This window comes from Vibrio cyclitrophicus, from assembly GCF_024347435.1.
GTDB lineage: Bacteria > Pseudomonadota > Gammaproteobacteria > Enterobacterales > Vibrionaceae > Vibrio > Vibrio cyclitrophicus.
This window is the reverse complement of record NZ_AP025480.1, coordinates 249,177-262,521: the sequence shown is the minus strand read 5'-3', so window position 1 is coordinate 262,521 and position 13,345 is coordinate 249,177. Positions and strand designations below refer to the sequence as shown.

11 protein-coding genes are annotated in these 13,345 nt (G+C 45.5%); 6 read left to right on the top strand and 5 right to left on the bottom strand.

The genetic code is table 11. The features are described from left to right. The first annotated feature begins 47 nt into the window (after positions 1–47). Positions 48–587, top strand: a complete 540-nt coding sequence (locus OCW38_RS01175; RefSeq protein WP_010435321.1) for a PadR family transcriptional regulator — start codon at positions 48–50, stop codon at positions 585–587. A gap of 129 nt (positions 588–716) precedes the next feature. Here OCW38_RS01175 and metF read toward each other — a convergent pair whose 3' ends face one another. The 3 genes from metF to OCW38_RS01160 form a co-directional block, all read right to left on the bottom strand. Continuing rightward, on the bottom strand, positions 717–1,601 hold the full coding sequence (metF, locus tag OCW38_RS01170) for a methylenetetrahydrofolate reductase (RefSeq protein WP_261894828.1): 885 nt from the start codon (positions 1,599–1,601) through the stop codon (positions 717–719). Positions 1,602–1,855: 254 nt separating this feature from the next. Next, the gene (locus tag OCW38_RS01165; RefSeq protein ID WP_261894826.1) at positions 1,856–4,267 is read right to left on the bottom strand and encodes a bifunctional aspartate kinase/homoserine dehydrogenase II; all 2,412 of its coding nucleotides are present in this window, start codon (positions 4,265–4,267) and stop codon (positions 1,856–1,858) included. Between the two features lie 2 nt (positions 4,268–4,269). Continuing rightward, complete coding sequence (locus OCW38_RS01160; RefSeq protein WP_010435327.1) at positions 4,270–5,451, bottom strand: O-succinylhomoserine (thiol)-lyase; 1,182 nt, start codon at positions 5,449–5,451, stop codon at positions 4,270–4,272. A gap of 208 nt (positions 5,452–5,659) precedes the next feature. On the opposite strand from OCW38_RS01160, the gene metJ reads away from it, so the two are divergent. After that, positions 5,660–5,980, top strand: coding sequence for a met regulon transcriptional regulator MetJ (metJ, locus tag OCW38_RS01155; RefSeq protein WP_010435330.1), 321 nt, complete (start codon positions 5,660–5,662; stop codon positions 5,978–5,980). A 299-nt stretch (positions 5,981–6,279) separates the two neighbouring features. Here metJ and OCW38_RS01150 read toward each other — a convergent pair whose 3' ends face one another. Both OCW38_RS01150 and rpmE read right to left on the bottom strand, forming a co-directional pair. Then, positions 6,280–7,569 (bottom strand): malic enzyme-like NAD(P)-binding protein, encoded by a 1,290-nt coding sequence (locus tag OCW38_RS01150; protein ID WP_261894824.1) that lies wholly within the window; start codon positions 7,567–7,569, stop codon positions 6,280–6,282. Between the two features lie 331 nt (positions 7,570–7,900). Further along, positions 7,901–8,119 (bottom strand): 50S ribosomal protein L31, encoded by a 219-nt coding sequence (gene rpmE, locus OCW38_RS01145; protein ID WP_004737142.1) that lies wholly within the window; start codon positions 8,117–8,119, stop codon positions 7,901–7,903. Between the two features lie 331 nt (positions 8,120–8,450). Here rpmE and priA point away from each other — a divergent pair, with 331 nt between their 5' ends. The 4 genes from priA (at position 8,451) to hslV (ending at position 13,314) form a co-directional block, all read left to right on the top strand. Then, complete coding sequence (gene priA / locus OCW38_RS01140) at positions 8,451–10,652, top strand: primosomal protein N' (RefSeq protein ID WP_261894821.1); 2,202 nt, start codon at positions 8,451–8,453, stop codon at positions 10,650–10,652. Between the two features lie 240 nt (positions 10,653–10,892). Beyond that, positions 10,893–11,897, top strand: coding sequence for a DNA-binding transcriptional regulator CytR (gene cytR, locus OCW38_RS01135; RefSeq protein WP_261894819.1), 1,005 nt, complete (start codon positions 10,893–10,895; stop codon positions 11,895–11,897). Between the two features lie 122 nt (positions 11,898–12,019). Beyond that, complete coding sequence (locus OCW38_RS01130) at positions 12,020–12,559, top strand: SPOR domain-containing protein (RefSeq protein ID WP_010435351.1); 540 nt, start codon at positions 12,020–12,022, stop codon at positions 12,557–12,559. A gap of 206 nt (positions 12,560–12,765) precedes the next feature. Further along, positions 12,766–13,314, top strand: a complete 549-nt coding sequence (hslV, locus tag OCW38_RS01125; protein ID WP_004729692.1) for an ATP-dependent protease subunit HslV — start codon at positions 12,766–12,768, stop codon at positions 13,312–13,314. Positions 13,315–13,345: the final 31 nt, after the last annotated feature.

Sequence of the window (13,345 nt, the reverse complement as noted above, 5' to 3'; positions counted from 1 at the left end):
CTTGTTGTTTAAGTATTTGTTTACTGTTTACCATTTGGATTTCAGACATGTCATTACCACACGTAATTCTAACCGTTTTAAGTACACGCGATGCTACTGGTTACGATATCACAAAAGAATTCTCCGCAAGCATTGGTTACTTCTGGAAAGCTAGCCACCAACAAGTTTACCGCGAGCTAAATAAAATGGCTCAGAACGACCAGGTAACTTGCGTGCTTGAGCCTCAAGAAGGCAAACCTGATCGTAAAGTTTACTCTATCACTGATGCAGGCCGTGGCGCGCTAGGTGAATGGTTTGAACAACCAACTGCACACCCAACTGTTCGTGACGAGTTCTCAGCTAAGCTAATGGCTTGTGCTGTGCAACCTTCTGACGCTTACCGCGTACAACTTGCTGAGCTAGTAGAAGAGTCTCGCAAACTGGTTTCTCACTACAAAGAAATCGAAGCAGCTTACTACGCAACGCCATCGACGCTAGACAAGCAAGCACGCCTTGAACGCCTAACGCTTCGTCGTAACCTACTTATCCGTGAAGCATGGATTGTATGGGCTGAAGAAGTACTGCTTGAACTTGGCGCTCTTGCTTAAGTTAAGCTAGAAGCTGAAAAGCAAAAGGCTTGAACTCTTAGAGTCCAAGCCTTTTTTGTATCTATAAGATTTGAGAGGTACAGCCGATGGCTTTTTATCCGAGCCTGAGCTTAACTACAAGGCAGCGACTTATGGACGAACACCCAAAGTATGGCAAAGTGCATAAGTCATTTCTGCACGGTTTAGCGTGTAGAAGTGGAAGTCTTTCACACCTTCACGGCTCAACGTACGAACCATATCGATCGCTTGACTAGCACCCACTAACTGGCGAGTCGTTGGATCATCATCCAAACCTTCAAATTGCTTGGCCATCCAGCCCGGAACTTTCACGTTATTCATCGCAGCAAAGCGAGACGCCTGCTTGAAGTTAGAAACAGGTAAGATGCCCGGTACGATTTCAACATCGATACCTGCCGCCACACAGCGATCACGGAAACGTAAGTAACTTTCTACATCAAAAAAGAATTGCGTGATGGCACGGTTAGCGCCAGCATCCACTTTACGCTTCAGGTTAATAAGGTCTGATTGAGCACTTTTTGCTTCAGGGTGAACCTCAGGGAAAGCTGCAACAGAGATATCAAAGTCGTGGCGAGATTTAAGCAGCTCAACCAAGTCAGATGCATACATATCTGGAGCGCCACCGCCTGCTGGGATATCACCACGCAACGCAACAATGCTCTCAATGCCATTTGCCCAGTAATCATCAGCAATTTGAATCAGCTCTTCACGGCTAGCATCAATACACGTTAAGTGTGGTGCAGCAATTAGGCCTGTTTGGTTCTTAATTTCTTTAATAATTGAGTGGGTACGATCACGCTCACCCGAGTTTGCACCGTAGGTTACTGATACAAATTTTGGTTGGAGTGTTTTAAGACGGTGAACAGAATTCCACAAGGTCTCTTCCATCTTCTCACTGCTTGGTGGAAAAAACTCAAATGACACATTGATGCTGTCAGAAAGCTCAGCGATATTCTGATTTAAAGCGTCGATATGGCCTGCGTGTGTGTATCCCATCTTACTCTCCCTGTGGCAAAAACAACCACTAAAACTCAAATCCTTAAACGACGTTTAGACGTCTATATGTCTGTAGAATGTATTGAATACGATTTAATGTCAATAGATCCATTATGAATTTTTCTCAAGTAGATCGTGAGAAAAACTCAAGTCGATAGGTGAGTTGCCAAGAAGAAATAATGTAAAAAAAAGGCTGAAAAACACATCGTGCTTCCAGCCTTATTTATCTTAGTGAATAGTATGCTATTTAGAATTTAAAACAGGCTAGACATTCTGTTTAGATCAGATTGAATTGCACCTGCCGTCACTTCACGCCCCGCTCCTGGGCCACGAATAACCAATGGATTATCTTTGTACCATTTGCTCTCAATCGCAAAGATGTTATCGCAAGGCAGTAAGTTAGCCAGCGCATGCTCTTTCGACAACGCCTCCACACCGACCGTTGCCTTGCCGTTCTTCTCTAAACGCGCTACGTAACGTAAAACCTTCTGCTGAGAGTGCGCTTTTTCTAAACGCTCGGCCAGTTCTTCACTCAACACAGAAGCCTTATCAAAGAAATCATCCACTGATAAATCTTGCAGCGCTTCAGGTACTAGCGATTCGACTTTTACGTTTTCAGGCTCGATCTCTAAACCAGATTCACGCGCTAGAATCACCAACTTACGCATTACGTCTGAACCATCTAAGTCAGCACGTGGGTCTGGTTCAGTAAGGCCTTGTTGCCATGCTAAGTCGACCAACTCACTGAACGGTACTGTGCCATCAAACTGTTGGAACAACCAAGACAACGTGCCTGAGAAAATGCCAGACAACGCAATGATGTCATCGCCACTCTCACGCAGGTCGCGTACCGTGTGGTTAATCGGCAAACCTGCACCAACGGTCGCGTTGTATAACCAGTGACGGCTGATCTTAGCAAACGCATCTTGCACCTGATGGTAATACTCACTTGATGCAGAGCCTGCAACCTTGTTGGCCGAGATCAAATGAATGCCTTGTTGTGCGATTTGCAGATATTTTGCTGCAAGCACTGGGCTCGCTGTAACATCAAGAACCACCGCTTCATCGTAACCCTGAATCGAACCTAAGCGCTCTAACCAATCGTTACCATTATTAGCAATCGCTTCATCATCAAAACGCTTACTAACAGACGTCGCATCAATGCCTTGATCGTCGAACCAATAGGTTTGGCTATCAACCACCGCAACCAACTCAAAGTTCATTCCACGACGCTTTTCAAGTTCAGCCTTTTGCTCAACAAACAGGCTTAACCAACTTGAACCAATGTTGCCCTTACCACATAAGGCAATCGCCACACGCTTCTGTGCTTGAAACAATTGAGAATGAATGCCTTTCACTAAGCTTGAGGTTTCACTCTTACGAATCACTGCGACCAAGCTTAAGCCTGAATTCGCTTCTGAGATAAATTCAACCGGTGAGCTCTTTAGTTGCTGGTAGAAGCCGTAGCAATGGTTCGGGTTTTTAGTCACACCCGCACCCACTGCAGCAATCAGAGAGAAACCTTCCTTTAGTTTGATTTCAGCTTCAATCGCATGGTCTTGTAGGTATTCCAGAGCACCACCAGCGATCTCTTCTGTGTAAGCAAGACGCAAGCAATGTTGATCCGGTTCAAGTTCATAAGCAAGTGGCTCTAGTTGAGCACGCTTAAGACCTTCCAACACTTCACTTTCTAGACGGTCGAAATCATGTCCGTGACCAAACGTCAGTTGCACGATAAGAACTTCATCTAAAGAGGTAATAATTTTTGCACCACGACCTGAAGCCAGTACTCGCTCTATCTGTGTAGAGCCCGCCTCTGGCTGGTAACTGCAGCGTAAGCTCAGATCCATAGCACTTTGAGCCACAGGTTGTAGCGTTCGGCTATGAAGCACAGGAGCCGCTAGACGAGCCAGTTCACTCGCTTCATCAAGACGAAGTAAAGGTAACAAACACGCATCTGAAACTAAACGAGGATCAGCGCTGTATACACCAGCCACGTCACTCCAAATCGTTACGCGTTCAACTTCTGCCAAAGCACCAATCACGGTCGCCGAGTAATCCGAACCGTTGCGGCCGAGCAGCACTGTTTCGCCCTCGCAGTTCTGAGCCATAAAGCCAGTAATCACTACACGGCAATGCGTATGCTGAGCCAAAACTTCTTTAATCAGAGGGTAAGAACGTGCGCGATCAACTTCAGGTTGAGCGCCCACTTCTGCTCGTAAAAAAGCACGCGCATCTTGAGCGACGGCTTGTAAATCATTTTGGCACAACAAAGCCGCCAACAAGCGTGAAGACCAAACTTCGCCATGACCAAGCACTTGCGCTTTTTGCACTTCACTTAGAGGAGCAGTTAACTCTCCTAAAGCGGTGAATTCTTGTTGGATGGTTGCCGTTAGTTGCACTGCGAGCTCACCTTCAAGAAGCACTTCAATCAGCTCTAGTTGGAACTGACGAAGAGTTTGTAGGCACTCATGGGCAATACGACCATCTTTATCGAGAGCTTCAACAAACTCTATCAAGCGGTTGGTTGTTTTACCTGCGGCAGATACCACAACCAAATCGGTTGCTGATGAATATTCTCTAAGAATGTTCACAACGCGTTGGTAACATTCAGGGTTCGCTAAGCTGCTACCACCAAATTTATGTAGCTGGCGAAAGGTTGTCATTATTAACCCTCCCCTTCAGCGATAAAGCGTTTTGTCTTTTCAAAGGCTTGCTTGAGATCGTCAATCAAATCTTCAGCGTCTTCTAAACCAACCGAAAGGCGTAATAGTTGCTGAGAGATCCCCGCTTCTGCCAAGGCTTCTTCACCCATTGCACGGTGAGTCATCGACGCAGGGTGACAAATCAAGCTTTCAACACCGCCCAAAGACTCAGCTAAAGAGAACAGCGCTAACTCGCCAACAAAGTATTTAAGCGCCTCAAATGAGCCTGAAAATTCAAAGCTCAGCATTGAACCAAAGCCAGACTGCTGTTTCTTCGCAATATCATGACCTGGGTGGTCAGATAAACTTGGGTGATAAATAGTGCCAACAAGATCTTGCTGCTGTAGCGAAGTTAAGATTTCACGCGAGCTCTCTTCATGAACACGCATACGAGCCCCAAGCGTACGAATACCACGTAGCGTCATGTAGCTATCAAACGGTGTGCCGGTCGCACCGATGCAGTTGCCCCACCAAGCTAACTCTTCAGCGTGCTCTTCCGTCTTGGTAACGACCACACCACCAATCACGTCTGAGTGACCATTAATGAATTTCGTTGTTGAGTGGATAACAAAATCGGCACCTAGCTCTAACGGCTTTTGGAACACAGGCGTCAAAAACGTATTATCAACAGCAACCAATGCACCCACTTCTTTTGCTTTACGGCAAGTTTCAGCAATATCAACCACGCGAACCAGTGGGTTCGATGGAGTCTCTAATAAGATCAGCTTAGGCTTAAGTGCGATCGCCGCATCTAGCGCAGCTTGATCCGATTGATCAACAAACAGCACTTTAAAATCGCCTTTAAGCGAACGCGTGTTAAATAGACGGTAAGTACCACCATAACAATCGTGTGGTGCGACAATAAGATCATCACCACCTAAGAAAGTAGACACCCATAAGTTAAGCGCCGACGTGCCACAGTTAGTCACAACGGCACCTTTACCAGACTCCAGTTCAAACAGAGCAGTTTCTAATAAACCACGGTTTGGGTTACCAGAACGGGTGTAATCGTACTTTGGCACTTCACCAAAAGCGGGAAAACCGTAGTTAGTCGACAGATAAATAGGTGGAACTACGGCATGATGTTGAGTGTCTGACTCGATGCCAGTACGTACGGCGATGGTTGCTGGCTTCCGGCTGCTCATAGGTGCTTCCTTACAAGTTTGGCGTCTGGGTATCACAGCAGCTTGTGGGGTTTTTGCGGCTGTGTTAGATATATGTTATTCACTTTACTTTCATAAACGTGAGACGTCAACACTTCTAGACGTCTATATGTCTTTGCTTATGGCAGTAAATCCCGCTAAAATCACCACTATTAATTTATTCTAACAACTAAAGTGATGAAGGTACGCAATGGCCGACTGGAATGGTGAATACATAAGCCCATATGCTGAGCATGGAAAGAAAAGCGAACAAGTAAAGAAAATTACAGTTTCTATCCCTCTAAAAGTGTTAAAGGTTCTCACTGACGAGCGTACTCGCCGCCAGATTAACAACCTACGCCATGCAACAAACAGTGAGCTACTGTGCGAAGCCTTTCTACATGCGTACACAGGCCAGCCACTGCCAACGGATGAAGACCTTCGTAAAGATCGCCCAGATGATATTCCTGCTGAAGTGAAAGAACTGATGACAGCAATGGGTATCGAGTTCGAAGCATTTGACGAAGAATAACAATAACTCAGTCGCTGCCTTCAGTATTGATCCGCTATAGCTGAACCCTATTTGTCACATCAGCCACTATCTTATCTAGGCGTGTGCTGTAAATGATAGACATAAAAAAACCGACTCCTGATGAGTCGGTTTTTTATTATTCTTTTTTGCTCAATCGAGCAACCGCTATAACAAGCGATTACGCCATCCAGTATCTATGCCATACGCTTTTATGCCATACGCTTTTATGCCATACGCTTTTATGCCATACGCTTTTATGCCATACGCTTTTATGCCATACGCTTTTATGCCATATGCTTTTATGCCATATAGTTAGCAGGCATCTCAATACGAGCTACGCCAGATTCAACTGCCGCTACGGCTACCGCTTTTGCTACACGAGGAAGTAGACGTGGGTCCATTGGCTTAGGAATGATGTAACCCTTACCGAACTTCAGTGCAGTCTCACCTGCAACTGCTAGTACTTCAGCTGGAACTTCTTCTTTCGCTAGTTCACGAATAGCTTTAACCGCCGCTAGCTTCATTTCGTCATTGATTTCGCTCGCACGTACGTCTAGTGCACCACGGAAAATGAATGGGAAACAAAGTACGTTGTTTACCTGGTTAGGGTAATCACTGCGGCCTGTACCCATAATTAGATCAGAACGAACTTCGTGAGCAAGCTGTGGCTTGATCTCTGGATCAGGGTTTGAACATGCAAACACAACTGGCTTATCAGCCATTAGCGTTAGTGCTTCTGCTGGTAGCAAATTAGGGCCCGATACGCCCAAGAAAAGATCAGCACCTTCAATAACATCTTCAAGCGTACGCTTGTCGGTGTTGTTTGCGAACAGTGCTTTGTACTCATTCAGGTCATCACGACGAGTGTGGATCACACCTTTACGATCAAGCATGTAGATCTTCTCACGCTGAGCGCCACACTTAATCAGTAATTCCATACAAGCAACTGCGGCTGCTCCAGCGCCTAAGCAAACGATCTTACACTCTTCGAGTTTTTTACCTTGAAGCTCGATTGCGTTCAGCATACCCGCGGCAGTTACAATCGCAGTACCATGTTGGTCATCGTGGAATACAGGTACATCACAACGCTCAATCAGGCGACGTTCAATTTCAAAACAGTCTGGTGCTTTGATGTCTTCTAGGTTAATACCGCCGAATGTATCTGCGATATTCGCAACCGTATCAACGAACTCATCGATTGTGCGGTGTTTTACTTCAATATCGATAGAATCTAAACCAGCAAAACGCTTAAACAGTAACGCTTTACCTTCCATAACAGGTTTAGAAGCAATAGGGCCAAGGTTACCTAAGCCAAGAATCGCGGTACCGTTAGAGATAACTGCAACCATGTTGCCTTTACCTGTGTACTTGTAAACGTTATCGACGTTCTGTGCGATCTCTCGGACTGGCTCAGCCACACCAGGACTGTATGCAAGTGCTAGGTCTTCTGCAGAGTTTGCAGGCTTCGTCAGTTCTACGGCAATTTTGCCAGGAATTGGGAACTCATGGTAATCAAGAGCTTGCTGACGGAATTGTTCTTGAGGCGATAATTCTTGAGAGGATTGAGCTTGGCTGCTGTCTTCAGACATAGGTGTAGGTTCCTAGGATATTATTATTTGGGGGATCTTGTTCATGTTAATGGATGTACTTCAAAGTTCCTAGATGGTTGAAGCCTCTGTCTCATTAAAAAACGAGATTTCACTACTAATAAGACCAGTGAGCAGTTGAATTTACTGTCGCTTGTTGCACTTTCGAGTAGATTTCAATCATGCATGATTCAGGCGGAACGATGAGAGTTAAGCTTAGTTGGCGAAAGAGTATAAGAATAGGTTAAGAACGGAATAATATTGATCTGTTTATCAAACGCCAGAAAACAAAAAAGGACACCGAAGTGTCCTTTTTGTTTCTAAATAGCGAGAATTACTTCTTGCTAGAAAGAGCACCGAAACGCTTGTTGAAGCGATCAACACGGCCGCCCGTATCTACGATACGTTGCTTACCAGTGTAGAATGGGTGACATTTGTCACATACGTCTAGGTGGATAGATTCTTTTGCAAGCGTTGAGTTGAACTCAAATGTGTTGCCGCAAGAACAAGTTGCAGTAACTGCTTTGTATTCTGGGTGGATTCCAGCTTTCATGGGATAACCTCAAGTAGGCCGTGTCGCTATACGATTCTAAGCCGCACACCACACGTAGTTAAAAAAATAAATAAAGACACCGCTGTATCACTAAATAGAGATAAAGCCATACCTTTAAGGCGCAGTATAGTAATGAATCTGTGAGATAGGATCAACTAATTTGATACATTTTTCACCAATCGTATCTTTATTTTCTACATCGAGTGGGATTTAGACGTGCTAGTTGGCTTCATACGCTAACTCAGCCTTCTCATCCAAACTGCTTCTCGAATTTAACTGGCTTATCCTTTAGACTGTTCGCTCTCGTCAACTCAGATAAAGCCGTCCCTTTATGCGTCCAATGATTGCCCGTGTGGCACTGCCTGTTCCACTCGACAAGCAGTTCGATTACAAGATTCCCAACCACCTATTTCCTATCATTGGCGGTCGAGTGTCTGTGCCATTCGGACGACAAACCTTAACTGGCATCGTCACGGCTCTGGTTAACGAATCAGAATTCGAGCTAGACAAGCTCAAGCCAATCAAAGCTTTATTAGATAACCAACCCGTTTGGCCAGAATCAGTCTACTCACTCTTAATGTGGTGTAGCCAGTTTTATCAGTATCCATTGGGTGAAACTTTGGCTAACGCTCTGCCAAGCGCTTTACGAAAAGGAAAAGCGGCCGACTTCGCAACACTTGTCGAGTGGCAACTGACCCCATCAGGTAGAGATCAGCTGATGCAAGGCTTTGGTCGTGCGGTCAAGCAAGCCAAAGTGATGCACATGCTTGAGCACGGTCCCGTTCCTCATCAAGAGTTCATCGATGAAGAAGTCGGTAGTGCTGTACTCAAGACACTCGAAGAAAAAGGTTGGATTGAATCTGCTGAGAAAAAACCGAAACGCCAACCGTGGTCAACTGACCTCGAAAACGACCAAGACAAACCTAAGCTCAACGAAGAGCAAGCTATCGCGATAGCAACGGTAAATAGCCAAACCGACTTTGGTTGCTTCTTATTAGAAGGTGTCACGGGCTCAGGTAAAACTGAAGTCTACCTTAATATGATCAAGCCGATTCTAGACCAAGGTAAACAAGCGTTAGTCTTGGTTCCTGAAATAGGCCTGACACCTCAAACGATTAACCGCTTTAAACGACGCTTTAATGTACCCGTTGAGGTCATCCATTCAGGGTTAAACGATTCTGAGCGATTGAATGCTTGGTTATCGGCGCGTGATAAAATTGCGGGTATCGTGATTGGTACACGCTCGGCTCTATTCACGCCTTTTGCCGATCTGGGCATCATTATTGTCGATGAAGAACATGATGCTTCATATAAACAGCAAGACAGCCTCCGCTACCACGCTCGTGATGTGGCGATCATGCGTGCTCACAAAGCACAGATTCCGGTTGTTCTTGGTTCAGCTACTCCGGCCTTTGAGACACTGCACAATGCTCAGATCGGTAAATACAGCTACCTCACTCTCACCTCACGCGCGGGGGTCGCTCTGCCGACCACCAATAAAGTATTGGATGTTAAGGGGGAATACCTAGAAAGCGGCTTATCTGCGTCGTTGATTGCAGAAATGCAAAGGCATCTCAAGGCGGGTAACCAAGTGATGTTGTTCCTCAACCGCCGTGGGTTTTCTCCAGCACTGATGTGTCACGATTGTGGTTGGACTGCAGAATGTAAACGCTGTGACGCTTACTACACCTATCACCAATACAGTAATGAGATGCGCTGCCACCATTGTGGTTCACAACAGCATATCGTACATAATTGCCAAGGCTGTGGTTCAGCGAACTTAGTAACCGTGGGTGTCGGTACCGAGCAACTAGAAGCTCAACTTGGCCAACTATTCCCTGAATACAAAACCATTCGCATTGATCGCGATAGTACTCGCCGTAAAGGCAGCCTAGAAAATGCATTAGAGTCGATTCGCAAAGGTGAATACCAAATCCTGATTGGTACACAGATGCTTGCTAAAGGGCATCACTTCCCAGATGTCACACTTGTTGCGTTATTGGATGTTGATGGCTCTTTATATAGTAGTGACTTTAGAGCTTCAGAACGCCTTGCTCAGTTATTCATTCAAGTAGCGGGACGCGCCGGTCGTGCAAGTAAACCGGGTGAAGTCATCTTACAAACTCACCACCCTGAACACGGATTACTGCAAGCACTATTACATAAAGACTATAACCACTTCGCTCAGACTGCCTTAGCCGAACGCAAACAGGCGATGTTACCGCCATATACCTTTATGACGTTATTCCGAGCGGAAGCTAACGACACGCGCTTAGTGGAAGAGTTTCTACGTCAAGTGCGTCATACATTAGAATCGCACCCGCTGTTTGACCAATATTGTATGGTGTTAGGGCCAACCCCTGCCCCGTTAGCAAAACGAGCGGGCAAGTCGCGCTGGCAGTTAATCTTACAAACTCAGACGCGTTCATTAATGCAGAAGCTATTAATGAGCGCGAAACCGGCAATCAATATGTTACCCGCTGCAAAAAAAGTCCGCTGGTCACTCGATATAGAGCCTCAAGATTTGAGCTAAATCCCATCGGGTTAAAACTAATGATAAGTTTGTTCACAAATCTTTCATATTTCTCGTGAGCAACTTCACACTAGTCATGTGATTTTTGTTAATCTAGCCGTAACTTTACACAGATTAAACGAATAAAATATTGCAATAAAAAAAGTGTTAGCAACACTTTCACAATATCTATTCGATTAAATTTATTATTCATGCCTTAGATACTTAGGCAGCAAAGGAACTTACAAGAGGGTTTAATTTATGGCGACAATGAAGGATGTTGCCCAGCTAGCAGGCGTCTCAACAGCAACGGTATCACGTGCATTGATGAACCCTGAAAAAGTCTCTGTTTCTACTCGTAAGCGAGTCGAAGCGGCAGTGCTAGAAGCTGGATACTCACCCAACACATTAGCTAGAAACTTACGTCGCAACGAATCAAAAACCATCATCACTATCGTTCCTGATATCTGTGACCCTTATTTTGCTGAAATCATTCGTGGTATCGAAGACGCCGCAGTAGAAAATGATTACCTTGTTCTACTGGGTGATAGCGGCCAGCAAAAGAAGCGCGAGTCTTCTTTTGTTAACTTGGTTTTCACCAAGCAAGCTGACGGTATGCTGCTGCTTGGCACTGACCATCCGTTTGATGTCAGCAAGCCTGAACAAAAGAATTTACCGCCGATGGTGATGGCATGTGAATTCGCCCCTGAGCTCGAATTACCGACAGTACACATCGATAACTTAACCTCTGCATTTGAAGCGGTTAACTACCTAGCCCAATTAGGTCATAAGCGTATCGCTCAAATATCTGGCCCAATATCAGCGACACTGTGTAAACTCCGCCAACAAGGCTACCAACAAGCATTGCGCCGTGCGGGTGTATCAATGAACCCAGCTTATAGCACGGTCGGTGACTTTACCTTTGAAGCTGGTGCTCAAGCGGTTCGTCAACTTCTAGCTCTGCCCGAGCAACCTACTGCTATTTTCTGTCATAACGATGCAATGGCGATTGGTGCGATTCAAGAAGCGAAGAAGCTAGGTTTACGCGTCCCTCAAGATTTATCAATTGTTGGCTTTGATGACATCCAATTCGCTCAATACTGCGATCCACCACTGACAACAATTTCTCAGCCTCGTTACGAGATTGGACGTCAAGCCATGCTAATGATGCTTGATCTCCTTAAAGGTAACGATGTTCAAGCTGGTTCACGTCTGCTTGAAGCTAAACTCGTGGTTCGAGGCAGTACTGCACCACCGCGAATTTAATAGCACAAAATACCTATACAAAGTGGCGGTACATTTTGACGTGCCGCTTCCATTTCTGCACTATTATCCTCGCGCAATCTGGATTACCATGAGAGCAGAATCATCAACTATTGAATTGTCTTGTGGCTAATAGAGATTATGTAAAGCGCGGTCGTGGCACAAAAAAAACGACTAAAAAACAAGCCCCTCGCCGTAAGCCTTGGCGCAGTGGTCTTTTGGCGATCCTCCTTGCCGGTGGTTTTGGTTATGGACTTTACTTACTGAGTAATGATCCTGAGCCGCCAACTCCCGCTCCTGTGGTAACCAAACCAAAACCTAAGCCAAAACCTGCGAAAATGATTCCACCACCTCCTGAAGAGAAATGGGATTATGTCGAAACGCTGCCAAGCCGCGAAATTGAAGTCAAAGCAAAAGAGCAACAGATCTCAAAAATCCCTTACGTGATGCAGTGTGGTGCTTACAAAACCTCGTCACAAGCTGAAGCTCGTAAGTTAGATATTGCCTTCCAAGGTATCTCAAGCGAAATCCGCAAGAAAGATGGCAGCAGTTGGTATCGTGTGGTTCTTGGACCATACAAGTTGAAGCGCGACGCTGAGCGAGATCGCCATAAGCTGCAACGAGCGAAAATAGAACCTTGTGCTATTTGGAAAGATACCGAGTAGTTACAGATTTAGCAGAAGCAGAAAAAACCAAACACTGAAGGCCTCCCATTGTGGAGGTTTTCTTTTATTCGCTCCCTTTCTCCAACTTTCCTTACAACTTCCGTCGATAAGTTGCACGACATCACTCGTGGTTCCTTGAATTATCCGAGTGCCATCCTCATATACTTTTTATACCCAAAGATAAGAAATATTAAGAGGCCCTACTCGTGACTACCATTGTATCTGTACGTCGTAATAATAAAGTCGTCATCGCGGGTGATGGACAAGTATCTCTAGGCAATACTGTAATGAAGGGCAATGCCCGTAAAGTACGTCGCCTATACAACAACAAAGTACTGGCAGGTTTTGCTGGCGGTACCGCTGATGCTTTCACGCTATTCGAAAAATTTGAAAGCAAGCTACAAATGCACCAAGGCCACCTGACCAAAGCTGCCGTTGAGCTAGCGAAGGATTGGCGTAGCGACCGTGCTCTACGTAAGTTAGAAGCATTGCTTGCAGTAGCGGATGAGACCGCTTCACTGATCATCACTGGTAACGGTGACGTAGTTCAACCTGAGAATGATCTGATTGCGATCGGTTCGGGCGGTAACTTCGCTCAAGCAGCAGCTACTGCACTATTAGAAAATACTGATTTAGATGCGCGTGAAATCGCAGAAAAGTCGCTGAACATTGCCGGCGATATCTGTGTCTTCACCAACCATCACCACACTATTGAAGAACTAGAAAGCACCGTTGAGCTGCCAAAGCCAGAGTAACGACCGCTTCCATCAATAACGTTGTATTCAA